We start from the raw sequence: 23,907 nt of genomic DNA, 5'->3' as shown, positions 1-23,907 counted from the left end.
TCGAATCTAAATCCAACGAGTCTCCAACTACTCCATGCAATCGTTCCTTCATCAAGGCTACTGCAGCCTCAACAATATCCTTTTGATAACAAGTTGGTAAATCCGCTCCAGATAGTGTCAAAAAAAAATCCCAAACTCCGGTAATTTGGAATTTGGGATTTGCAATTTGTTATTTTAGAAAATTTATACTTTAAATCTTTTTCTATCTGTTTCTGTCAAATATATTTTTCTCAAACGAATCGATTTTGGTGTAACCTCCACATATTCGTCTTTTTGAATGTATTCTAAAGCTTCTTCTAATGAGAAAATAATCGGTGGAATAATTCTTGCTTTTTCATCATTTCCAGAAGAACGAACGTTAGATTGTTTTTTCTCTTTAGTTACGTTCACACACATATCATCTCCACGAGAGTTTTCACCAATTACTTGGCCTTCGTATATTTCAGCATTTGGTTCAACAAAAAACTTACCACGATCCTGCAATTTATCGATAGAATATGGAATCGCTTTTCCTTTCTCCATAGAAATCAATGAACCTTTGTTACGACCGGCAATCTCACCTTTGAAAGGTTCGTATCCTATAAAACGGTGCGCCATAATCGCCTCACCAGCAGTAGCAGTCAATAATTGATTACGCAATCCAATAATTCCACGAGATGGGATATTAAATTTCACAACCATACGTTCGCCTTTAGTTTCCATTGAAAGCATTTCGCCTTTACGCATAGTAACAAATTCTACCGCTCTTCCTGAAAGAGATTCTGGCAAATCGATAGTTAATTCCTCGATTGGTTCACATTTTTTACCATCAATTTCTTTGATAATAACCTGTGGTTGACCGATTTGTAATTCATACCCTTCTCTTCGCATTGTTTCGATAAGGACAGACAAGTGTAATACACCACGACCAAAAACCATAAATTTATCAGCAGAATCAGTTTCGCCTAATTTCATTGCTAAGTTTTTCTCCAATTCCTTGGTTAAACGCTCTCTAATATGACGAGAAGTTACAAATTTACCCTCTTTCCCAAAGAAAGGTGAATCGTTAATTGTAAACAACATACTCATCGTTGGCTCATCAATTGCAATGGTTTGCAAAGCTTCTGGATTTTCGAAACAAGCAATAGTATCGCCAATTTCAAAACCTTCAACTCCAATAATTGCGCAAATATCACCAGCTATAACTTCTTGTACTTTTTTACGACCTAATCCCTCAAAAGTATGCAATTCTTTAATTCTTGATTTGGTAATAGCACCATCTCTTTTCACCAAAGAAACAGGCATTCCTTCTTTTAAAACTCCTCTTTCCAAACGGCCAATGGCGATACGCCCTGTAAAAGCTGAAAAATCTAAAGAAGTAATTAACATTTGTGGAGTACCTTCAGAAACTTTTGGAGCGGGTACATTATCAATAACCATGTCCAATAAAGCTTCAATATTATCCGTAACATTTTCCCAATGGTCAGACATCCAGTTATTTTTGGCTGAACCGTACACCGTTGGAAAATCTAATTGCCATTCTTCAGCACCCAATTCAAACATCAAATCGAACACTTTTTCATGCACTTCTTCAGGAGTACAATTTTCTTTGTCTACCTTGTTGATTACCACGCAAGGTTTTAATCCCAAATCGATGGCTTTTTGCAATACGAAACGAGTTTGTGGCATTGGCCCTTCAAAAGCATCTACCAAAAGGCAAACTCCATCAGCCATATTCAATACACGTTCCACTTCACCACCAAAATCGGCGTGGCCAGGAGTATCAATAATATTGATTTTTGTTCCTTTGTAAACCACCGAAACATTCTTTGATGTAATTGTAATACCTCGTTCACGCTCTAAGTCGTTGTTGTCAAGAATTAAATCACCTGTATTTTCGTTGTCACGAAATAATTGACAGTGATACATAATTTTATCAACCAAAGTAGTTTTACCGTGATCGACGTGGGCAATAATTGCAATGTTTCTAATAGCTTCCATCTTTGATTTTTTGTGGGTGCAAAGGTACACTTTATTTTCATATAACAAATCTTTATGGTGTTGTTTGCAATTTGTTAACCTATTGAAGTAATAAATAAAGGATTGAAAATAAGTTTTGAATGATTATAAATAATAACTTATATTTATTTATATTTGAATAATGAAAAGTAAAACCAATAAAATAACGGCGATATATATCCTTGCATCCATATTCTTGGCTGTGATCTACCGCAAAGTTTTTACCATTTTAGCTCCATCAAACCCGTCGGCCTTTAGTTTTGTAAATGACCTACTTTTTATTTTAGTTTCTGGAGTCTTGCTCAAGTACGTTTTATACAAAAGCGACATTAGAAATTCTGAAATTTATCGAAAATTAAAAAACTCAAACGACGAGATAAAAGAGTCCAATGAAAAATATGATATAGTATCAAAAGCAACAAGTGATATCATCTGGGATTGGAAAATAACAGAGGATAAAATGAGTTGGAGCAAAGGGATTGAAAACATTTTCGGCTATAAACAAGACCAAGTTGGCAAATCCTCAAAATGGTGGTTCGATAATATTCATCCCGAAGACACCATCAAGATGTCGATAAAATTGTATTCTTTTATCGAACAAAAAACCGAAAAATGGCAGGATCAATACCGATTCAAATGTGCAGACGGTTCCTATAAATATGTACTAGATAGAGGTTTTATTCTAAAAGACGAAACTGGAAAATCAGTACGAATGATTGGAGCAATACAAGATATTACCAAGCAAAAGGAAGAAGAACAGCGACTTAAACTCCTAGAAACGGTAATTACGCACACCAAAGATTCTATCATCATTACTGAATCCAATCTTAATGAAGGTAAAATTCCTAATATAGTGTACGTAAATCCGGCTTTTACCAAGATTTCAGGCTACAATTCAGAGGAAATTATCGGAAAATCTCCTGACATTTTTACAGGCCCAGAGTCAGATGCCGAAGAACATTACAAATTGGTAAATGCGATAAAAAACAAGCAAGAATGCCAAATAGAAACGCTTAGTTATACAAAAGAGCAAAATGCCTATTGGGTAAATTTCAATATGCTACCAGTTTACGATTCCGAAGGAGAGCTTTCGCACTGGGTTTCGATACAACGAGACGTCACAGAAGATAAAAAACAAGAGGTAGAAAAGGAGCAACTTATCAAGGAATTGACTCAAAACAATAAAGATTTACAACAGTTTTCTTATATAACATCGCACAATCTTAGAGCTCCCTTATCCAATTTGACAGGATTACTGAACTTAATAGATGATATTCCGATTGAAAATCCTGAGCTGAAAGAAATTATAGATGGCTTCAATAAATCGACCCATTTATTAAACGAAACCATCAATGATTTGGTGAAAGTAATAATCATCAAAGACAATCCATCAATAGAAAAAGAATCATTACTTTTGAAGGATATTTTCGAAGATGTTTTTAGTCAATTGGATTTTCTAATTGGTTTGCACAAACCCATTATTTTGTTTAATTTTGAAGATGTGGCTTTTTTGAATACCAATAAGTCTTATTTAGAAAGTATTTTGCTCAATTTATTGACGAATTCGATCAAATACAAATCCGATAAAAGAAAATTAAAAATCAACATAAACGCCCATCAATTGGGAGATAACGTCGTTTTAATTTTCAAAGACAACGGCATAGGTATTGATTTAGAACGAAATAAAGATAAAGTTTTTGGCTTGTATCAAAGATTTCACGACTACCCAGATAGTAAAGGATTGGGCTTGTACTTGGTGAAATCGCAGGTTGAAACTATGGGAGGAACGATAAGTATTGAAAGTAAGGTTAATGTAGGGACTACTTTTACCTTGACTTTTAAAAATAAATAAAAATAAAAATGCTCGAAACGATTTTATTCATTGATGACGATCTCATAACGCTAATGTTGTGTAAAATGGTCATTTCCAAAGCTTCGTTTTCCAATGAAATCGCTACTGCCAAAAATGGGGAGGAGGCATTGAGCTATTTTGACAAACTCAAAACAACTCAGGCTAACAATAAACCTCAATTGATTTTTTTAGATCTCAATATGCCTGTAATGAATGGGTGGGAATTTCTAGATCGTTTTACGACCGAAATCTATTCGGAATTTCACAACACAAAAATCGTTATTTTATCTTCGACTATTGATCCCGCAGATTTAGAAAGGTCCAAGAAATACCCTATGGTACTCGATTTTCTTTCGAAACCCATCTCCAAAGAAATGCTTGAATATCTAAAAGATAAAATCTAATTCACATCCATAAAAAAAGTCCCGAAATCGGGACTTTTTTATATAATTGTAAATTGTAGAAATTACAATTTCGCAACGTGTTTCGTTAATTTAGATTTTAAATTAGAAGCTTTGTTATCGTGAATGATATTTTTCTTAGCTAATTTATCAATCATAGAAATTACACTAGACAATTTAGATGCAGCATCCGCTTTATCAGTAGATAATCTTAATGCTTTTATTGCATTACGAGTCGTTTTATGTTGATATCTATTTAATACTCTTTTTTTCTCGTTGCTTCTAATTCTTTTTAAAGCTGACTTGTGATTTGCCATTTTTTTTTATTTTTAATTGTTATAAACTATCAGTTAAAAAAGAAAAACCTCCCACAATTGCCTAAACAATCACTTTGGTTTTAACTAATAAAACAAAAACCAGAGACACTAATCTTTATTTTATAAAACTTATTTACAACTAATTGTAGTCCCTGGGGGAATCGAACCCCCCTTACCAGGATGAAAACCTGGCGTCCTAACCGATAGACGAAGGGACCATTGCATTATTTTACATTACAAAATCGAATTGACTGGATAAATTGTAGTCCCTGGGGGAATCGAACCCCCCTTACCAGGATGAAAACCTGGCGTCCTAACCGATAGACGAAGGGACCATTATTCTGTAATGCGGATGCAAAAGTACAACTATTTTTTATTCGCACAATAGCTGATAGAAATTTTTTTATTTTTTTTTAATAAGCCTTAGCAAACAAGACCCTTCCCACAGAAGGATTTCCAGTTAGTATACAGCTTCCCGCTTCATCGACTCTATTCAAAGGAATACATCTAATGGTAGCCTTAGTGGTGTTTTTAATTTCCTCCTCAGTAGCAGCTGTTCCATCCCAATGCGCTGAAATGAAACCTCCTTTGTCTTCAAGTACTTCTTTAAACTCCTCAAAACTATTCACTTCAGTAATGTGAGTTTCTCGATACTGCAATGCTTTGTCGAACAAATCAACTTGAACTTGCTGCAAAAGTTCTTTTATATACGTATCAATTCCTTCTTTAGAAACCACCTCTTTGGTTAAAGTATCTCTCCTCGCTACTTCAAAAGTTCTATTTTCGATGTCTTTTGGTCCAATTGCAATTCGCACTGGAACTCCTTTTAGTTCCCATTCGGCAAACTTAAATCCTGGTTTTTGATTGGTTCTATTGTCATATTTAACCGAAATGTTTAGTTTTCGCAATGCAGATGATAAATCATTTACAACAGCGGATATTTCATTTAATTGTTCTTCGGTCTTATAGATTGGTACGATAACTACTTGAATTGGGGCTAAATTAGGTGGCAAAACCAATCCTTTATCGTCAGAATGCGTCATTACCAAGGCACCCATCAATCGAGTTGAAACTCCCCAAGAAGTTCCCCAAACGTGCTCTTGCTTTCCTTCGGCGTTGGCAAACTTCACATCAAAAGCTTTAGCAAAATTTTGCCCTAAGAAGTGAGAAGTTCCTGCTTGCAGCGCTTTGCCATCTTGCATCAACGCTTCGATACAATAGGTTTCTTCTGCTCCTGCAAAACGTTCTGTTTCTGTTTTTAAACCTTTGATAACGGGTATCGCCATAAAATTCTCAGCAAAATCAGCATAAACATTCATCATTTTTTCAGATTCCTCGAGAGCTTCTGCTTTTGTTGCGTGTGCTGTATGTCCTTCTTGCCATAAAAATTCAGCAGTTCTTAGGAATAATCTGGTTCTCATTTCCCAGCGAACCACATTGGCCCATTGATTGATTAGCAAGGGTAGATCTCTGTAGGATTGAATCCAACCTTTATAAGTAGACCAAATAATAGCTTCACTCGTAGGGCGAACAATCAGTTCTTCTTCTAATTTTGCATTGGGATCTACAATTAATTTACCTGCATTGTCTGGGTCATTTTTCAATCGATAATGCGTTACGATGGCGCATTCTTTGGCAAATCCCTCAGCGTTTTTTTCTTCGGCTTCAAACATACTCTTAGGTACAAACAACGGAAAATAAGCGTTTTGATGCCCAGTTTCCTTAAACATTCTATCCAATTCAGCTTGCATTTTTTCCCAAATTGCATAACCATAGGGTTTGATTACCATACAGCCTCTCACTCCTGAGTTTTCGGCTAAATCGGCTTTCACCACCAGTTCATTATACCATTTTGAATAATCTTCTTCTCTTGTCGTTAGGTTCTTGCTCATATCGAATAGTTTGGCACAAATTTTGTTTTAATAATTTTAACTAAATAGTTCAGCAAAACTAAGTATTTTTGTAATGTGCAACAATAAAAAATCCTATTGATATGAAAACAAATATTTTTTCCTTCAAAAAAGCTACACTTTATTCACTAATTGGATTTTTAAGTGTTTTGGTAACCTCTTGTGGCACCTATCAAAATAGTTCTTATTATGATAGCGATGGCATATATGGAAATTCTCCGAAAGAGACTCAAACTGTTTCTAGTGCTCAATATAAAAACTATTTCAGTTCTTTACAGGAAAACACCGGTGAAGTGAATGATACCATCAAAATTCAAAACCCGGGCTATACCGAAACTAATACCATAAATGTCAATAACGATCCTTGGGACGTTTCTTTTGGTATTGGTTTTGGATGGGGATTTCCCGGTTATGGCTGGGGTTGGGGTTATCCTTATTACGGTTGGGGCTGGGGTTATCCAGGTTATGGCTGGGGTTGGGGCTATCCAGGTTGGGGTTATCCAGTCTGGGGTTATCCATCATATGGATATAACAATAATTATTCATATAATTCAAGCCGCAGAGGATCTTCGTACGCCTATGGTGTAAATGGAAACCGATATTCACAAAATCAATCGTACAATAATGGGACTGCAAATTATTCTAACACGCGAAGAGGCGGAACTGTTGATGCGCGGAATAGTTCTTCATTTATGACGGCAGATTATTCATCGCAAAATAGTTCCTCTAGAACAAGATCGAGTGCAACAAATAGCAGTAATAGGGGTTCAAACTACTCGAGCAGTAGAAACTATTCCCAAAATTCAAGCGATTATAACAGCAATAATTCAAGGAATTCATCTCCAAACAGCAATTACAACTCGAGCAGATCGTCAAATAATTACAGTAGCGGTGGTTATAGTAGTGGAAGATCTTCTGGTGGAGGCGGAGGTTACAGCGGCGGAGGTGGAAGATCATCTGGTGGCGGTGGAGTCCGACGATAATTAGGTTCATTCGCTGATACAAAACACAAACTTAATTGAACAAAAATGAAAAAAATCATATTCCTTTTAGTTGTAGTTTCCTTTTATAGTGTACAATCGCAAGAAATTCCAGATGCTATGCGATACGCTCAGGATAATTTGAACGGAACGGCTCGGTTTAGAGCCATGGGTGGGGCTTTCGGAGCCTTGGGAGGAGATATGTCTGCATTGAATGTGAACCCTGCAGGCTCAGCTATTTTTTCGAATAACCAACTTTCGATATCTTTAAGTACTTTCAACAAAAAGAATGATTCCAACTATTTTGGAACCACAACTTCTGATTCTGAGGGTAATTTTGATATGAACCAAACCGGAGGTGTATTTGTTTTTAAAAACAGAAACAAAACTAGCAACTGGAGAAAGTTTTCTGTTGCAATAAACTATGACAATATCAATGATTTTGACAATTCAGTGTTTTCTGCGGGGGTAAACCCGACAAATTCAGTTGATCAATATTTTCTAAGCTATGCTAATGGTGTACCTTTAAGTGTTATCAAAGACAATAATTATGCGCAGTTGGACAATGGCGCGCAGCAAGCGTATTTAGGGTATGAGTCCTATATTATTAATCCTGTGGCAGATGTGCCGAACAATAGCAGGTATGTTTCAAATGTAACGCCAGGTGGAAATTATTACCAAGAAAATAGTATCTATTCAAACGGGTATAACGGAAAATTATCTTTTAATGCGGCTACTTCGTATAAAGATAAATTATACATCGGGCTAAATTTGAATTCACATTTTACGGATTATGTACACTCTACCAGTTTTTATGAATCGAATAGAAATACGCTCACAACAGATTATACGGTAACCAATATTCGTTTTAATAATAACCTTCACACTTTTGGTACTGGATTTTCTTTTCAAATTGGGGCGATTGCAAAAGTTACAAATGAAATTCGATTAGGATTAGCGTATGATTCTCCGGTTTGGTACAATTTGAGTGATGAACTTTCTCAAAGCGTAACGGCAATCAGTGCGAATACCTTAAATGAGTTGCCTCCCGACGTGGTAGATCCGGGCATCATCAATTATTATGCACCCTACGATTTGACCACCCCAGACAAATTTACAGGAAGTTTTGCCTATATCTTCGGAAAATCGGGCCTTATTAGCCTTGATTATTCTATAAAAAATTATGGAAATACAAAATTCGAACCAGAGAATGATCCCTATTATAGAGATTTAAATGGTGAAATGAGCAACATTCTAAAAACATCGGGCGAATTACGAGTGGGTGCCGAATACAAAATTAAAGAATGGAGCCTGAGAGGTGGATACCGTTTCGAGGAAAGCCCATACAAAGACGGCACAACCATTGGTGATTTGAACTCTTTTTCTGGAGGTTTAGGGTATAATTTTGGGGCCTTCAAATTAGATTTTTCGTACACCAATGCACAAAGAAAATCGCAACAACCTTTCTTTAACCAAGGTTTTACTGATGCAGCGAGAATCAATACCATCGGCAATAATTTCACAATGACTTTATTGTTTGAAATGTAAGGCCCGCTAAGCCTCAAAGGGGGAATTTGGAAATAAAAAAAACCGCTTTCGATTATAAATCTAAAGTGGTTTTTTTCTTTGAAAATGAGCTACTGAAAAACAAATAGTCATCAAATAGCCCTGATGGAAACGGCATCCTTTGTTGCCGGTGTTCGGCAACAAAGATAAAGTGTACAGCAGGACAAAACGTGTTTAATAAATAAAGAGTTGTGCTCCTTAGAATAAAAATCGTAATTTTGCCGACTTCCAATTTAAGGGAAATATAAAAATATGAGAACCAAGTCTTTAAAAAAGAATAAAATCAATGTAATCACTCTTGGGTGTTCGAAAAATGTGTACGATAGCGAAGTCCTGATGGGGCAACTCAAAGCTAGCGGAAAAGATGTGGTTCACGAAGAAGAAGGAAATATCGTCGTGATTAATACCTGCGGATTTATTGATAATGCAAAGGCCGAATCAGTGAATATGATTCTGGAATATGCCGACAAAAAAGAGCGAGGACTAGTCGATAAAGTATTTGTTACTGGCTGTTTATCGGAACGTTACCGGCCTGATTTAGAAAAGGAAATTCCCAATGTGGATCAATTTTTTGGTACTACAGAATTGCCTGGTTTGCTCAAAGCGCTGGGAGCGGATTACAAGCACGAATTGCTTGGCGAACGATTGACAACGACTCCAAAAAATTATGCCTATTTGAAAATTGCCGAAGGTTGTGACAGACCCTGCAGTTTTTGTGCTATTCCTTTAATGAGAGGAAAACACGTTTCGCAAACCATAGAAAAATTGGTCAAGGAAGCCGAAGGTTTGGCTAAAAATGGTGTGAAAGAATTGATTTTGATTGCGCAGGATTTGACGTACTACGGTTTAGATATTTATAAAAAGAGAAATCTTGGCGAATTATTGGAAGCCTTGGTAAAGGTGGAAGGGATAGAATGGATTCGATTGCATTATGCCTTCCCGACTGGTTTTCCGATGGATGTTTTGGAAATAATGAAGCGGGAACCCAAGATCTGCAATTATATTGATATTCCGTTGCAACACATTTCAGATTCTATTTTGAAATCGATGAAACGGGGCACTACCAAAGAAAAAACAACGCAGTTATTACAAGACTTCCGAAAAGCGGTTCCCGGAATGACGATCAGAACTACTTTGATTGTGGGTTATCCTGGCGAAACTCAGGAAGATTTCGAAACTTTGAGAGATTGGGTTCAGGAAATGAAGTTCGAGCGCTTGGGCTGTTTTGCCTATTCCCACGAGGAAAATACAACTGCATACGAGTTGGTTGATGATGTTCCTGATGAGGTGAAACAAAATCGTGCCAACGAAATTATGGAACTTCAATCGCAAATTTCTTGGGATTTGAACCAAGAGAAAATCGGAAAAACATACCGTTGTATTATCGACCGCAAGGAAGGTGGGCATTTTGTGGGAAGAACTGAATTTGACAGCCCCGATGTTGACAATGAAGTCTTGATTGATGCCACTAAACATTATGTAAAAACAGGCGAATTTGTTATGGTAAAAATTATCGAGGCCACCGAATTTGATTTATTCGCAGAACCTGTTTAAATTTACATTTTAAAAAAAAAGACTTAAGATGAAAATAACATTTAACATTTTTTCAATTTTGATTTTCTTGTGTACAATTCATAGCGTTTCCGCACAATATGGGAATGGTTACGGAAATGGCTACGGAAGTGGACGAGGAAATGGTATGAACCAAATGGGAGCCATGAGCCAGCGAAGCGAACCAGAAAAACCAAAAGAGACTCCTCCAGAAGAAATTGTTGCCAATTATATGGAAGAAATGAAGCCAGCCTTGAGTCTGGATGAACTGCAAGCCCTAGCGATTTCAAATGTTTTGGTAGAAAGTGTTAAAGCACAAGGAAGAATTTCAAAACTTAATTTGCCACAGGAAGACTTAATGACAGAATATAAATTACTTTCTGAAAGTACGGATAAAAAAATAAACGATTTTTTGAACAAAGACCAAAAGGAAAAGTATCTCACGTTTAAGGAAGATATGAAAAAACCAAAAAAATCGAAATCAAAAGATAAAAAGAAATAATTTTTGCCAAAAAACTCAATCAAAACTATCCAGATGAAAATCCAATTATTTAAAGCATCGTTCTATTTCGTTTTGACAATATTTGTAGTTTCTTGTTCATCGAATCCATACAAAGTCAGCGAGAAATCATACAAAGAACAGCTGGAAAATTATAAAAAAATCATTTCAAATATGGAAGCTGCTAAATTGCAAACCAGTAGCACCACTATTTTACCACATTCTGAAAACACTGTAGATCCCTTGGTGCTGTACAAAGATACCTTGTCTATAAAAGGTCCAATTGCTTTGCCAAATGGTATTAGCACCGAATGGATTAGTACCGTAAATTTCAACCTGAGAAAGCCAAATTTTATAATTATTCATCATACGGCTCAAGATTCGCTAGCGCAAACTATAAAAACGTTTACCATCACAAGGCCACAGGTCAGTGCACACTATGTCATTGCCGATGATGGTAGAGTGGTGCAAATGGTCAATGATTATCTCAGGGCTTGGCACGGTGGCAGCGCAGTTTGGGGGAGAAATACCGATATTAACTCCGCTTCTATCGGAATAGAATTAGACAATAATGGTTTTGAACCGTTCTCCGACAAACAAATTACGAGTTTGCTGGCATTATTAACCAAGCTAAAAAAAGATTACAATATCCCAACACAAAATATTATTGGTCATTCTGATATTGCACCAAGTCGAAAAACAGACCCCAGTAAATTATTTCCTTGGAAACTTCTGGCGCTGAATGGATTTGGTTTGTGGCCTGATGATGTTTTGGAGCCAGCACCTGAAAACTTCGATGCCGAACAAGCCTTGCGTATTATTGGGTATAACACAAAAAATCTTAATTCAGCGATTTCGGCTTTCAAACTACATTATATTCAAACCGATGTAGATAATGTGTTAGATGTAATAACGCTCAATACTATTTATAATATTTACAAAAAGCAATAGTTTAGTTTTTGTTTAAAAAATATAAAGCAGGCTTTCTTATTCAAAAGAGGAAGCCTGTTTTTTTTATTCCAATAGTAAAAAGAGCCGCTAGTTTAATGCCAAAAACGCCTATAACATAGTCCAAAATACTAGGCTAGTTGTAAGTCCGTAGTAGTCCCTGCTACCGAGAGTCAGGACCCTTTACAGTCTGGCAAGCAAACCCATTCGATTGGGTTAAAATATAATTTTGTTTGGTATAACTTAGATTTCTAAGGCAGATTCCGACTTCAAATTATTTACACTGAGCTAACTCCGTTTGCTGTTCAGCAGGTCTGACAAGTTAAGATTGCTGCAACTCGGGTTTATATAGCTTCAAAGCAGTATGATCAACGAGTGTTTCTTATGAGTTGCTTTACTGTAGCTCAAAAAAAACTGCCAAAACACTTGAAAAAAGCATTTTGGCAGTAAAAAAAAATAATGTTTTTAAATATTAGAACCCGTAAACAACTGCTAATAGAAATTGAGAAGCAGAATTACAAGGAGCCATATCAGAATCTACAAACGCATCTTCTGAAGCGCTGTCCAGTCTTAGCTCAGGAATAATTGCAAAACCACCAACTTTATAGTTACCAGATAAAGTAAAAGCGGTTACAGACTCATCTCCACTAATACCTGTTAACACTGAACCTTCTTTCACACTAAAGTATTCAGCACGCAATCCTAAGCTAAAAGCACTAGTAAGCGCATACGAAGGGTACAATGCTACACCTGTGTAACCTTGATCACCTGTGTTTGAAAAATCAGCAGCATTTAATCCTAATTTGAATTTTTCTGAAAGTTGGAAAGTAGCTGTTAGGTCAAAAATAGTTCCGCTAACAGAACCATCCATAAAGTTAAGATAAGCGCTTACTGGACCACTTGCATAAGACAATTGTCCTCCAATAGCGTTCAGACCTTTAGTTGGATTGGCTTTGTAGGTGTTCCAAGTATCATTAAACAAACCTAACATTGCACCGAATTTGTCTGATATTTTATAGTTGGCTTTAATACCTGCATTTTGGAATGGTCCATTGGTAAACATATAAGAGGTTGAGTAATGAAAGTTTCCTACTGGCGAAATCACCTCATAACCGATAAATGTTCCCATATAACCAGCAGTCATACTAAATTTTTCGGTAAATGCATACGTAGCGTATAAGTTTTGAATGTGGAATGAGTTCATATCCACGCCATCCCCATTCGGAATAGATTGATATTGACCTCTTGGTCCAAAAGATACTTCACCGACAAACGATGCTTTCCCTACTGATTTTTTCAATGCAATATCAAGCATACCTAGCGAAACTGAATTTTGATCAGTCCCAAAACTCGTTAGAATGTTCGGAGTTTTTGAAAAATCGTATTTGTAATACAAATCACCTGAGCCGGAAATTTCTAATGGAGTAGATTTTGGTGCTTCTGTAGCATCTTGTGCAAATGATGCCATACTTGTTAGTGCTGCTGCTAAAATAAAAGTTAATTTTTTCATTCTTGTTCTAGTTTAGTTATTAATTTAGTTTTGATTTAGTTTAATTTTTACTACAAAATGGATCTTCAAAAAACTGTAAAAATCGCTGTTTTATAGGTCAAAATTTAAGCCGAAATAGGTCTTATTTCTGAGGCAAATCTATCAACTTTTGTCTAGCTACAACAATAAAGAAAAGTTTTTTTTACGTATTGCAGAAAGAATTATCAATAACCAAAAATTGCTTGTTAAAAAATAGTATATCCTTATTTAAATTATTTTTTTTTATGATATTACTATTTATATTTTTTTTTAAACCCTTCTTTTTGTAGGGTATTTTATAAAATATGGAGACAAAAAGGATTAAATCATTGTTGTTTTATCACTTTTTATTAGCATAGCCCCTAAAAAAGTATCGCTATTACTATAATTTTATCAAACAGGGCAAATTATTAAATCTAATCGAAAATTGTTAAAAATCATGATTTGAAACACAAAATTTTTCATTATAAGCTGGCTTGTAAAGTAAATAAGTGACAAAATCCTATCGCTGTTATTTGAAGATAAGCTGGTCCAAGTTTGAAGTTGCATACAAAGCAAAAATGATGGTGAGCAACTATTTGATTTTCCTGTAAATAAATGTATTTTTAGAGCGGTTAATTTGAGTTCAAAAACAATCAATTATGTTAAATTTTTTTCATTGGTTTTAAATTTAGCTATCCGCAAAAAGTATGTGTAGGGCGACATACCGGTGAAAAAAAGAATCTCCGAGAGGCAGATGCCGAAAAGAAGCAGTTTTTATTTGAAAAACTGCGTAAATAGAATTTTTTTAAGGTGTGCTCACGAAAATTGCGCTGTTCGAGAATAGAATTTTTTTATCTTGATATGCTGAATTTCAAATTCATTACCGAAAACTTGGCTACCTCGAACCAAAATGGTAATGAATGCACAATAAATAAATCCTTTCGAAAATCTTTGTAACTTTGCGCCCTTATTAAATTATAATTATTTCAAAATGAAACGTGTAGTAGTTGGGCTTTCGGGTGGTGTTGATTCAAGTGTTGCGGCCTATTTATTGCAGCAGCAAGGCTATGAAGTCATCGGTCTTTTTATGAAAAATTGGCACGATGATTCCGTTACGATTTCTAACGAATGTCCTTGGCTTGAAGACAGCAACGATGCTTTATTGGTTGCCGAAAAATTGGGTATTCCTTTCCAAACCGTGGATTTGAGCGAAGAATACAAAGAAAAAATCGTGGACTACATGTTTAACGAATACGAAAAAGGGCGAACTCCAAACCCTGATGTATTGTGCAACCGCGAAATAAAATTCGATGTTTTTATGAAAATCGCTTTGAGTCTTGGTGCCGATTTTGTGGCAACAGGCCATTATTGTCGAAAAGGGGAAATCGAAGTCAAGGGCGAGAAAGTCTATCAACTTTTGGCGGGAGTCGATCCTAATAAAGATCAATCCTATTTTCTATGTCAATTATCGCAAGAACAATTGGCGAAATCTTTGTTTCCTATTGGTGAGTTAACCAAACCCCAAGTACGTGAAATCGCATTAGAATTAGATTTGGTTACCGCCGAAAAAAGAGATTCTCAAGGTTTGTGCTTCATCGGTAAAGTAAGATTGCCTGAGTTTTTGCAACAAAAATTACAACCCAAAGAGGGCTTGATTTATCAAATTGGTGCCGATAATCCAGTATATAATTTAGAAATGGCAGCTAGCCTTTCAGCGGAAGAAGTCCTAGCTTTCGAGGCTCAAAAAATTGAGTATACTCCTTCAATGGGGAAAGTTGTCGGCAAACATCAAGGGGCACATTATTTTACTATCGGACAGCGAAAAGGGCTCAACGTTGGTGGAACCACCGATCCTTTATTTATCATTGCTACCAATGTCGAAACCAATTCGATTTATACAGGTTTAACGAGTCAGCATCCGGGTTTGTTCCGAAAAGCATTGTTCATCGAAAAATCGGAAGTCCATTGGATTCGTACTGATTTGGCTATGGCCAATGGCGAAAAAATGGAGGTAATGGCACGTATTCGCTACCGTCAACCGCTGCAAAAAGCGACTTTACATCAATTCGAAAAAGGGATGTATGTGTCTTTCGACGAACCTCAATCCGCCATCACCGAAGGGCAATTCGTCGCTTGGTATTTAGACGATGAATTAGTTGGTTCGGGAGTAATTTCATAGATTCGTATTTTAATTCAAAATAGATATGAGAAAAGTAATTGTTTTCCTGTTTTTGGTTTTTAGTCTTGTTGGCTTTTCACAAGAAGAGGCTTGGGTTTATTTTAAGGACAAACCCAATTCGGCCACTTTTTTTAGCAACCCGCTTTCTGAACTTTCGCAACGGGCATTAGACCGAAGAACCGTGCAAGGAATTGTCTTGGATTTGAAAGATGCGCCCATTCATCAATCCTATATCGACGAGATCAGTAATTCAGTGGGAATTGCGGTCAAAGCTAAGTCAAAATGGTTGAATTGCGTCCACGTTCGTGGTTCGATAGCCGATATCAAAGCATTAAAATCCTTGCCTTTTGTGCTTAACATTGACTTTGCTGATAAGGCTTTGAATGGTTCGTCTAATAAAATTGCGGCAAAAGTAAAATCAAAAGCTACCAATAAAACAAAGGAAACTGCCATTACTTATAATTATGGCAACTCGGCAAATCAAATTCAAATGCTCAACGGACATTTACTGCATCAATTGAATTATACTGGTTCGGGTAAAATTATTGCGGTTTTGGATTCCGGTTTTCCTGGGGTAGATTTGGCAACATCATTTAAAAGATTAAGAGATAACAATCAGATTCTTGGGGGATACGATTATGTGAACAAAAGCACGAATTATTTTTCTGGAAACTATCATGGGACCTCCGTTTTGTCTACGATGGGAGGTTATGTCGATGGACAATTAATTGGAACCGCGCCAGATGCAAAGTACTATTTGTTTATCACAGAAGATGCCGTTTCTGCATTTCCCTATTCTGAAAATCCTGTGGAAGAATCCAATTGGGTTGAAGCTGCCGAAGAAGCAGATAGAGTAGGGGCAGATATTATCACCTCGTCCTTAGGTTATTTTGGTTATGATAATCCCAACTATAGTCACACCTACGCTGATATGACAGGGAATTTTGCTTTTGCATCACAAGGAGCTAATGTTGCGTTTGATAAAGGAATTGTTGTGGTAGCAAGTGCGGGTAATGAGGGACAGCAAGTCGAAAAACACGTTGGAATTCCTGCCGAAGCCAAAAATGTAATCGCGGTTGGAGCAGTAAAATCAGATGAAAGCTACGCCTTATTCAGCTCCATTGGTCCAAGTTACGACAATCGAGTAAAACCCGATGTGATGGCTCAAGGGCAAACGGTGGTAGTGTCAGACATACAAGGAAATATAGGTACGGCAAATGGAACATCCTTTTCGTGCCCCATCACTTCAGGTATGTTGGCTTGTTTGTGGCAAGCTTTACCGACCAAAACGGCAAAGCAAATCAAAGAACTTTTAGTTCAATCCTCGGATAATTTTACCGATCCAGCAATAAAATCCAGAACTCAGTTCGGTTTTGGAATTCCTGATTTCAATTTGGCTTTGGCCAATGGATTGTCAGTAAATGATTTTTCGAAAACTGATTTTGTGGTGTATCCAAATCCAACCTTTGACTCAATTTCTGTCTCTTTGCCCAATGATTCGGGTAGCAAGACCATCGCTATTTATACTATTTTGGGTCAAAAAGTTTTAGAGAAAAATATTACCAACCAATCGTCTACTATTTCGCTGAAATCCTTGAATAATGGAACCTATTTCTATAAAATTGAATCGAAAGATTTTTCTAAAAGCGGAAAAATTATCAAACAGTAATTCGATACCTCAATGAATAAAATTACCCAGCTTTTCAAAATAAAATATCCGATTATTCAAGGCGGAATGATTTGGAATTCGGGGTACAAATTGGCCAGTGCAGTCAGTAGCGCTGGAGGTTTGGGATTGATAGGCGCGGGTTCGATGTATCCCGAAGTTTTGCGCGAACACATTCAAAAATGCAAAAAAGCAACCGATAAACCTTTTGGCGTAAACGTCCCGATGTTGTATCCCAATATCCAAGAAATCATCGATATTATTGTTGAAGAAGGCGTGAAAATTGTTTTTACATCAGCAGGAAATCCTAAAACTTGGACCTCATTCTTGAAGGAAAAGGGAATCATCGTAGTTCACGTTGTAAGCAGTTCGGTGTTTGCTTTGAAAGCGCAAGATGCTGGTGTCGATGCTGTTGTTGCCGAAGGATTTGAAGCCGGCGGACACAACGGGCGAGAAGAAAACACTACTTTTACTTTGATACCGATGGTAAAAGAAAAAATCAAGATTCCACTTATTGCGGCGGGTGGAATTGCAAACGGTCGCGGAATGCTTGCTGCCATGATTCTTGGCGCTGATGGGGTGCAAGTAGGAAGTCGTTTTGCTGCTTCAGTGGAATCTTCGGCACACGAAAATTTCAAAAATAAAATTTTGGAAACTAATGAAGGTGGGACGCAAGTGACCTTGAAAGAATTGGCACCCGTTCGATTAATCAAAAACAAATTTTACCAAGACGTTCAGGATTTGTACGCAAAATGCCCAACGAAAGATGAATTATCAGCATTGTTAGGCAGAGCAAGAGCCAAACGAGGCATGTTTGAAGGTGATTTAAACGAAGGCGAACTCGAAATTGGCCAAATTGCAGGATTAATTCATACCATACAGCCCGCAGCAGAAATAGTTAAGGAAATGATTGCCGATTATAATTTGGCTAGAAAAGAAGACGAGAAGTTCCATTTCTAACACCAAATTTTAGTACTTTTGAAAACCTACAATTTTATAAAAAATGACTAAAATAAAACTAATTATAGTTCTGGCATGCATAGCTTTCGGATTCCAAAAATCATATTGTCAATCCTATACTTTCAAAACCTCGGGTTTTAGTGTTTTAGAAAAGGACCAAAAAGGGAATTGGGGCAAATGGTCTGATTTGGGCTTGGTCAATATTTTAGTCAAATTAGATACCGATAAAAACCGAATCGTAGTCTATTCCGAGATTATTCAACTCTTCGAAATCATTGATTATATTCCCTTGGAAGAAAGCGAATCTGACAGTGTTTATAGTTTTACTTGCAAAGACAATAATGGTGAAAATTGCACGCTTTCGATAATTACAAGAAAAAAACAAGACAATCGAAAACAACTTTATATTAATTACGACGATAGAATTATTCTCTACAATATCTTCAATTACAAGTAACGGTTGAGTTAAGATTATATTAATTTCATTCAAAAAAATCTAGCATATTCGATTTTACACCATGCGAATCCGTATTTTTGTGCGATTAAAATTTACCTCTATGAAATCGCCATCAACAAAAAGTTTGCGTGAGCAAACACCAATGAGGAAAAAGGCGATAACATATGTGACCGCTGAAAAATCAAAATTTACACATATGAAAAAGTTATTTTTGTTATTGTTCTTTGTTTTAATTTCAAATCTCCAAGCACAACAACGACCAAAATTAGTGGTTGGAATTGTAGTCGATCAGATGAAAATGGAATATTTATATCGTTTTTCAGATGATTTTTCTAGCAATGGCTTCAAGCGTTTGATGGATAAAGGATTTGTTTTCCATAACGCCAACTTCAATTATATGCCTACTTATACCGCTCCAGGGCATTCTTCAATTTATACAGGTACCACGCCTTCGGTCAATGGTATTGTAGGGAATGAGTGGTTTAGCAGAAAGTTGGGAAAAACAATGTATTGCACCGATGATGATGCCGTAAAAACGGTTGGAAACGGCACAGAAAAAGAAGGAGCAATGTCTCCAAAAAATCTGTTAAGCACTACCATTACTGACGAATTGCGATTGGGAACCAACTTCAAAGGAAAAGTAATCGGGATGAGTTTGAAAGATCGTGGCGCTATTTTACCCGCTGGACATTTTGCGAATTGGGCTTTTTGGTATAGTGGAACAGGCGCTTTTATTTCGAGTACGTTCTATGGTGCCGCATTGCCGGATTGGGTAACGGAATTCAATAACGAAAAAAATTATATGCCGTATATCAACTCGGGTTGGAGTTTGTTGAAACCCGCGGCAGATTATAACGAAAGTTTGCCTGATGACAATCCGTATGAGGGTAAATTATACAATTGTGACAAACCTGTTTTTCCGTACAATCTAAAAGAAATGTACGATAAGCATGGTGCCGAAGTAATGCGTTCGACTCCTTTTGGAAATAACTTATTGGCTGATTTCGCCAAAAAAGCGATTGAAAAAGAAGCATTAGGAAAAGACAATGTCACTGATTTCTTGACGGTTAGTTTCTCATCGACAGATTATGTGGGACATATTTTAGGTCCAAGGTCGATGGAGTTACAGGATACGTATTTAAGATTGGATCTTACTATCGCCGATTTCTTGGATTATTTAGACAAAACGGTTGGGAAGGATAATTATTTACTTTTTTTAACGGCCGATCACGCTTGTGCTGAAAATGCTAGTCATTTGAAAGACTTGAAATACAATGTCAAAAATATTCCAGGAAAAGATATTGCAAAAGGGATTAAAGAGTTTTCGACAGCAACTTTCGGTGAAAATCTCGTAGTGGAATATTCGAATTTTAATATCTATTTCAACAAAGATTTAATCCAATCGAAAGGGTTAGAATTGTCCAAAGTGAAACAAACATTTAAGAATTATTTGATGACTCAGGAGCAAATAAAACGAGTGTATACTGAGGAAGAAATTTTGGCTTCGACGGGGAATGATTATTTCTTGAATTTTATTGCCAAAGGTTATGATGTTACTCAAAATGGAGATCTAGTGGTTTTAGACAAACCGGGCTATATTGAATATGGAGCTACAGGAACTTCTCACGGAACACCTTATGCTTATGATACGCACGCCCCTTTACTTTTTTACGGTTGGAAAATAAAACCCGGTGAAAGTTTCGATAAAAAAGAAATTACTCAAATTGCGCCAACCCTAGCCCTAAAACTTAAACTTGAAATGCCAAACGGCACAGAAGGCAAGGTTTTGACGGAAGTTTTGGGGGAGAAATTGTCGCCATAGATTTGACAACTTTTTAAAAGTTGTCAAATCTGTAAAACTGAAAAATTCCATTTTATTTTTCATTGAATTGGGATTACAGACCGATTATATTAGTGCAATTTAGAAGAAAGAACATTTTATTTATGAACTTAACACTATTTAGGATAGTGTGTCTTAATCGCGTTTTATTGGTTTTTTGTTAGGATTTCGCCACGTATTGAAAACAGCATATACAATTATGTTATTTCCTTCAATTTCAAAAATAATTATATATGGAAAGTTTTTTATAAAAGCTTCTCTATACGGTGTTCTTTTGATTTGATAATGTTCAGGATATTTTTGAACTCGTTCTAATTAACTTACCAAAGTTTCTAAAAAGCGATTTCCTAAGCCTATCTTTTGTTCTTCATAGTATAAATATGCTTCGTTTATGTCGAGGACAGCTTCTTCTTTGATTTCTAAAGAATACTTCATTTTCTTATGATTTCAGAATGCTTTCTTTTGCTTCTTTCCAAGAAAATGATTTGCTTTCACTGTTTAAATGTCTTTTTCTACGGTCATCAATTATTTTGTAATCTTCTGCTGTAAGTTGGTCTTGATCTTCTTCTAAAACCGCTCTAACTTTTTCTAAAATTGCTTCTTTTCTTGTGTTTAAAAGCATTTCTATCAGTTCCATTTTTGTCAGTTGTACATTCATAATACTTTATTTATAGTTTCAAAGATACAGTTTTTATAGTTTTTTTATTTGTTGTTTCGAAATAATTCTTTATTTGTGAAACAAATCCACTACGTTTTAGCTTGAAAAAAATCCCATTTCATTTTTTATTGAAATGGGATTCCTTTTTTATAAAAACTGAAGTTTTACTTATTTTACAAGTACTGCGTCTTCAATAAGAACATCATATTTATAGCCAGAGCCAAGATCTTTATTCAAAATTACTTTGCCTTTAAACGAAACAATGTCGTCCACTTTTACCTTTTCTAAAGTGGTAATAGTAATGTCATTAAATCCGTTAAAATTAGATCCATCTTGTAAATGTACCCAGTTTTTCTTCATTATTTCAGGCATAAATTTTACTACTTTCCCAGTTAAAATCACTGTTTTTCCAGCCAATTTATCTCTATTGAAATATAAATCGAATACTGAAATTCCACCTTTTGCCAATGTGATTCCTTTGGATAGTTCCTTGGATGAAACCGCCTTAGGAGCGGCGCTGGCAGTCGTTTCGGTGGCAGCGGGAGGATTTGGATCTATTATTCCTTCGACAAATAATACAGAATCGAACGTTCTTTTCAAATCTTTGCTTTCAAATTTTTTCATCTCCATACCACCTTCATAAGTGTAGGTTTTTCCGACTTTTACCTCTGTTTTTGGAATGGCAATCCAATAGTCTTTTTCAGCTTCTGTGACTAAAAGATAGGTATATGCATTGGCTTGCAGGACTTCTTTTATTGTGATTTGGTGTGTATTTAATTCTTCCATCACAGATTCTTCCGTCGGCGCAGCTTCGGTTTTTTCGTTATTGGGTTTGCATTGAACAAACATCGCAACTGTCAGTACGCTTGAGATGCCCCAAAATAGTATTTTTTTCATCTTTTTTGTGATTTGATTATGGGAGCAAAATTAGATAATTTATTTTCGAATAAATATGATATATCTCAGTTTATGCAATGAATTAATAACTAGCTTGAAAAGCCGCTAATTGATAGCATTTATCACTAATATAGAGATGAAAATTTAGATCAAAAAATAATTCCATTTCGTTTTTAGTTTAGACAACTTTTTAAAAAGGTGTCCAGTCAGTCAAATTTTTACAAAAAAAAATCCCATTTCGTTTTATGAAATGGGATGCTATAATTATTATACTACTGCCGTTTCGACTGGCAATGAAATTTGATTTTTGAGTAAATCTTCGAAAGTTTCTCGAGCTCTAATTAAGTGGCCTTGACCATTAAGCCATACAACTTCGGCTGGTTTGTATCTCGAATTGTAATTGGATGACATCGAGAAGCAATACGCACCTGCATTTCTAAAACTTAAAATGTCACCTTCGTTGATTTCGGCTATTCTACGGTTGTTGGCAAAAGTATCGGTTTCACAAATATAACCTACAACGGAGTAGAAACGTTCTTTTCCTTTTGGGTTCGAAATGTTTTCGATATGATGTTGCGAACCGTAAAACATTGGTCGTATCAAATGATTGAAACCGCTGTCAATTCCAGCAAATACAGTTGAGGTAGTTTGTTTTACCACATTTACTTTGGCTAAGAAATAACCCGCTTCGCTCACTAAAAATTTGCCAGGTTCGAATATTAAGGTTAAGTCTTTTCCGTATTCGGCACAGAACGAATTGAATCTTTTGGATAATTTTTTTCCTAATTCTTCTATGTCGGTTTCGATATCGTCTTTTTTGTAAGGTACTTTAAATCCGCTTCCGAAGTCAAGGAATTCCAATTCTTTGAAATTTTTGGCAACATCGAATAAGATTTCTGCAGCATATAAAAATACTTCAATATCCAAAATATCAGAACCCGTGTGCATGTGGATTCCCACGATGTGCATTTTGGTATTTTCAACAATACGCAACAAATGAGGCAATTGGTGAATGGATATTCCAAATTTACTATCGATATGCCCCACAGAAATATTGGTGTTACCACCCGCCATTACGTGCGGATTGATGCGAATACAAACCGGAACATTTGGGTATTTTGTTCCAAATTGCTCCAAAATAGATAAGTTGTCTATATTGATTTGAACGCCCATTTCCGCCACTTCTTCGATTTCTTCTAAAGAAACCCCATTTGGTGTAAAAAATATTTGGTCAGGAGAATAGCCTGCGTGAAGCCCTAATTGTACTTCTTGTATGGAAACGGCATCTAAACAAGATCCCATCTCTCTCAATAATTCTAAAATAGCAACGTTGGATAAAGCTTTCATTGCATAATTGATACGCAATTTTTCAACCTTCGAAAAAGCTTTTGTTAATCTTTGGTATTGTGATTGGATTTTAGCCGCATCATATACATATAATGGACTTCCGAATTGTTCTGCTAATTGTGCTAAATCTTTTGCTTGCATTGGTATTATTTTTTGGCAAATTTATTACTCTTTATTGATTCATACAAGTAATTAATAAAATGAAACAAAATATAACAAAATGTTTTAAATAGAACATTTGATGTTGTTATTTGCGTTTTACAGTCCTATTTTTAGAGAAATTTAAAAAATAAATCCATAGTTTTGCCTGTATCGGCAATAATAGATATATTTGAAGTATTATTTAATTAATTTTTGCCGATACAGGCAAA

At 35.9% G+C, this 23,907-nt stretch carries 19 protein-coding genes and 2 tRNA genes; 12 read left to right on the top strand and 9 right to left on the bottom strand.

Going from position 1 to position 23,907, the window contains the following annotated elements; translation table 11 throughout:
- Positions 1 to 183 precede the first annotated feature (183 nt).
- A complete protein-coding gene (gene typA / locus E1750_RS05885; protein ID WP_133275882.1) occupies positions 184 to 1,980 on the bottom strand; it encodes a translational GTPase TypA in 1,797 nt (598 codons plus the stop codon).
- Positions 1,981 to 2,140: 160 nt separating this feature from the next.
- Here typA and E1750_RS05880 point away from each other — a divergent pair, with 160 nt between their 5' ends.
- A complete protein-coding gene (locus tag E1750_RS05880) occupies positions 2,141 to 3,850 on the top strand; it encodes a PAS domain-containing sensor histidine kinase (protein WP_133275881.1) in 1,710 nt (569 codons plus the stop codon).
- Between the two features lie 8 nt (positions 3,851 to 3,858).
- Positions 3,859 to 4,254 (top strand): response regulator, encoded by a 396-nt coding sequence (locus E1750_RS05875; RefSeq protein WP_133275880.1) that lies wholly within the window; start codon positions 3,859 to 3,861, stop codon positions 4,252 to 4,254.
- Positions 4,255 to 4,316: 62 nt separating this feature from the next.
- Here E1750_RS05875 and rpsT read toward each other — a convergent pair whose 3' ends face one another.
- The 4 genes from rpsT to proS all read right to left on the bottom strand — a co-directional run bounded on the left by rpsT (position 4,317) and on the right by proS (position 6,460).
- Complete coding sequence (rpsT, locus tag E1750_RS05870) at positions 4,317 to 4,568, bottom strand: 30S ribosomal protein S20 (RefSeq protein WP_103806148.1); 252 nt, start codon at positions 4,566 to 4,568, stop codon at positions 4,317 to 4,319.
- Between the two features lie 146 nt (positions 4,569 to 4,714).
- Positions 4,715 to 4,786, bottom strand: a tRNA-Glu gene (locus E1750_RS05865).
- 45 nt (positions 4,787 to 4,831) lie between these two features.
- Positions 4,832 to 4,903: transfer RNA gene (locus E1750_RS05860), tRNA-Glu, on the bottom strand.
- 78 nt (positions 4,904 to 4,981) lie between these two features.
- Positions 4,982 to 6,460 carry a proline--tRNA ligase gene (gene proS / locus E1750_RS05855; RefSeq protein ID WP_133275879.1) on the bottom strand — a complete coding sequence of 493 codons (1,479 nt, stop codon included), beginning with the start codon at positions 6,458 to 6,460 and terminating at the stop codon, positions 4,982 to 4,984.
- 101 nt (positions 6,461 to 6,561) lie between these two features.
- Between proS and E1750_RS05850 the strand changes: the two genes are divergently transcribed.
- The 5 genes from E1750_RS05850 to E1750_RS05830 all read left to right on the top strand — a co-directional run bounded on the left by E1750_RS05850 (position 6,562) and on the right by E1750_RS05830 (position 12,025).
- A complete protein-coding gene (locus E1750_RS05850) occupies positions 6,562 to 7,461 on the top strand; it encodes a hypothetical protein (protein WP_133275878.1) in 900 nt (299 codons plus the stop codon).
- A gap of 45 nt (positions 7,462 to 7,506) precedes the next feature.
- The gene (locus E1750_RS05845) at positions 7,507 to 9,006 is read left to right on the top strand and encodes an OmpP1/FadL family transporter (RefSeq protein WP_133275877.1); all 1,500 of its coding nucleotides are present in this window, start codon (positions 7,507 to 7,509) and stop codon (positions 9,004 to 9,006) included.
- Between the two features lie 270 nt (positions 9,007 to 9,276).
- Positions 9,277 to 10,578, top strand: coding sequence for a 30S ribosomal protein S12 methylthiotransferase RimO (rimO, locus tag E1750_RS05840; protein ID WP_133275876.1), 1,302 nt, complete (start codon positions 9,277 to 9,279; stop codon positions 10,576 to 10,578).
- A 28-nt stretch (positions 10,579 to 10,606) separates the two neighbouring features.
- Positions 10,607 to 11,077: a hypothetical protein gene (locus E1750_RS05835; RefSeq protein ID WP_133275875.1), complete on the top strand. Its 471-nt coding sequence runs from the start codon at positions 10,607 to 10,609 to the stop codon at positions 11,075 to 11,077.
- A 33-nt stretch (positions 11,078 to 11,110) separates the two neighbouring features.
- The gene (locus E1750_RS05830) at positions 11,111 to 12,025 is read left to right on the top strand and encodes an N-acetylmuramoyl-L-alanine amidase (RefSeq protein ID WP_133275874.1); all 915 of its coding nucleotides are present in this window, start codon (positions 11,111 to 11,113) and stop codon (positions 12,023 to 12,025) included.
- Positions 12,026 to 12,494: 469 nt separating this feature from the next.
- Here the strand turns inward: E1750_RS05830 and E1750_RS05825 are convergent, their stop codons facing one another.
- The gene (locus E1750_RS05825) at positions 12,495 to 13,532 is read right to left on the bottom strand and encodes an outer membrane beta-barrel protein (protein ID WP_133275873.1); all 1,038 of its coding nucleotides are present in this window, start codon (positions 13,530 to 13,532) and stop codon (positions 12,495 to 12,497) included.
- 991 nt (positions 13,533 to 14,523) lie between these two features.
- Between E1750_RS05825 and mnmA the strand changes: the two genes are divergently transcribed.
- The 5 genes from mnmA (at position 14,524) to pafA (ending at position 20,616) form a co-directional block, all read left to right on the top strand.
- On the top strand, positions 14,524 to 15,711 hold the full coding sequence (gene mnmA, locus E1750_RS05820) for a tRNA 2-thiouridine(34) synthase MnmA (protein WP_133275872.1): 1,188 nt from the start codon (positions 14,524 to 14,526) through the stop codon (positions 15,709 to 15,711).
- 25 nt (positions 15,712 to 15,736) lie between these two features.
- A complete protein-coding gene (locus tag E1750_RS05815) occupies positions 15,737 to 17,380 on the top strand; it encodes a S8 family peptidase (protein WP_133275871.1) in 1,644 nt (547 codons plus the stop codon).
- Positions 17,381 to 17,392: 12 nt separating this feature from the next.
- Positions 17,393 to 18,337 carry an NAD(P)H-dependent flavin oxidoreductase gene (locus E1750_RS05810; protein WP_133275870.1) on the top strand — a complete coding sequence of 315 codons (945 nt, stop codon included), beginning with the start codon at positions 17,393 to 17,395 and terminating at the stop codon, positions 18,335 to 18,337.
- A gap of 43 nt (positions 18,338 to 18,380) precedes the next feature.
- Positions 18,381 to 18,794, top strand: coding sequence for a hypothetical protein (locus E1750_RS05805; protein WP_133275869.1), 414 nt, complete (start codon positions 18,381 to 18,383; stop codon positions 18,792 to 18,794).
- A gap of 196 nt (positions 18,795 to 18,990) precedes the next feature.
- Positions 18,991 to 20,616, top strand: a complete 1,626-nt coding sequence (pafA, locus tag E1750_RS05800) for an alkaline phosphatase PafA (RefSeq protein WP_133275868.1) — start codon at positions 18,991 to 18,993, stop codon at positions 20,614 to 20,616.
- A 457-nt stretch (positions 20,617 to 21,073) separates the two neighbouring features.
- Here pafA and E1750_RS05790 read toward each other — a convergent pair whose 3' ends face one another.
- The 3 genes from E1750_RS05790 to lysA form a co-directional block, all read right to left on the bottom strand.
- A complete protein-coding gene (locus E1750_RS05790) occupies positions 21,074 to 21,292 on the bottom strand; it encodes a hypothetical protein (protein ID WP_133275867.1) in 219 nt (72 codons plus the stop codon).
- Between the two features lie 168 nt (positions 21,293 to 21,460).
- Positions 21,461 to 22,189 carry a hypothetical protein gene (locus E1750_RS05785; protein WP_133275866.1) on the bottom strand — a complete coding sequence of 243 codons (729 nt, stop codon included), beginning with the start codon at positions 22,187 to 22,189 and terminating at the stop codon, positions 21,461 to 21,463.
- Between the two features lie 267 nt (positions 22,190 to 22,456).
- Positions 22,457 to 23,677: a diaminopimelate decarboxylase gene (lysA, locus tag E1750_RS05780; protein WP_133275865.1), complete on the bottom strand. Its 1,221-nt coding sequence runs from the start codon at positions 23,675 to 23,677 to the stop codon at positions 22,457 to 22,459.
- Positions 23,678 to 23,907 lie beyond the last annotated feature (230 nt).

This window comes from Flavobacterium nackdongense (genome assembly GCF_004355225.1).
GTDB classification, from domain to species: Bacteria; Bacteroidota; Bacteroidia; order Flavobacteriales; family Flavobacteriaceae; genus Flavobacterium; species Flavobacterium nackdongense.
This window is presented reverse-complemented; position numbering and strand designations above follow the sequence as displayed.

Bases quoted from the DNA above. Each gene is read 5' to 3' on its own strand.
- rimO (WP_133275876.1), top strand. From the start codon at position 9,277: ATGAGAACCAAGTCTTTAAAAAAGAATAAAATCAATGTAATCACTCTT.
- E1750_RS05810 (WP_133275870.1), top strand. From the start codon at position 17,393: ATGAATAAAATTACCCAGCTTTTCAAAATAAAATATCCGATTATTCAA.
- E1750_RS05790 (WP_133275867.1), bottom strand. From the start codon at position 21,292: ATGAATGTACAACTGACAAAAATGGAACTGATAGAAATGCTTTTAAAC.
- E1750_RS05850 (WP_133275878.1), top strand. From the start codon at position 6,562: ATGAAAACAAATATTTTTTCCTTCAAAAAAGCTACACTTTATTCACTA.
- rpsT (WP_103806148.1), bottom strand. From the start codon at position 4,568: ATGGCAAATCACAAGTCAGCTTTAAAAAGAATTAGAAGCAACGAGAAA.
- typA (WP_133275882.1), bottom strand. From the start codon at position 1,980: ATGGAAGCTATTAGAAACATTGCAATTATTGCCCACGTCGATCACGGT.
- E1750_RS05830 (WP_133275874.1), top strand. From the start codon at position 11,111: ATGAAAATCCAATTATTTAAAGCATCGTTCTATTTCGTTTTGACAATA.
- lysA (WP_133275865.1), bottom strand. From the start codon at position 23,677: ATGCAAGCAAAAGATTTAGCACAATTAGCAGAACAATTCGGAAGTCCA.
- E1750_RS05845 (WP_133275877.1), top strand. From the start codon at position 7,507: ATGAAAAAAATCATATTCCTTTTAGTTGTAGTTTCCTTTTATAGTGTA.
- mnmA (WP_133275872.1), top strand. From the start codon at position 14,524: ATGAAACGTGTAGTAGTTGGGCTTTCGGGTGGTGTTGATTCAAGTGTT.
- E1750_RS05880 (WP_133275881.1), top strand. From the start codon at position 2,141: ATGAAAAGTAAAACCAATAAAATAACGGCGATATATATCCTTGCATCC.
- E1750_RS05875 (WP_133275880.1), top strand. From the start codon at position 3,859: ATGCTCGAAACGATTTTATTCATTGATGACGATCTCATAACGCTAATG.
- E1750_RS05825 (WP_133275873.1), bottom strand. From the start codon at position 13,532: ATGAAAAAATTAACTTTTATTTTAGCAGCAGCACTAACAAGTATGGCA.
- E1750_RS05785 (WP_133275866.1), bottom strand. From the start codon at position 22,189: ATGAAAAAAATACTATTTTGGGGCATCTCAAGCGTACTGACAGTTGCG.
- E1750_RS05805 (WP_133275869.1), top strand. From the start codon at position 18,381: ATGACTAAAATAAAACTAATTATAGTTCTGGCATGCATAGCTTTCGGA.
- proS (WP_133275879.1), bottom strand. From the start codon at position 6,460: ATGAGCAAGAACCTAACGACAAGAGAAGAAGATTATTCAAAATGGTAT.
- pafA (WP_133275868.1), top strand. From the start codon at position 18,991: ATGAAAAAGTTATTTTTGTTATTGTTCTTTGTTTTAATTTCAAATCTC.
- E1750_RS05835 (WP_133275875.1), top strand. From the start codon at position 10,607: ATGAAAATAACATTTAACATTTTTTCAATTTTGATTTTCTTGTGTACA.
- E1750_RS05815 (WP_133275871.1), top strand. From the start codon at position 15,737: ATGAGAAAAGTAATTGTTTTCCTGTTTTTGGTTTTTAGTCTTGTTGGC.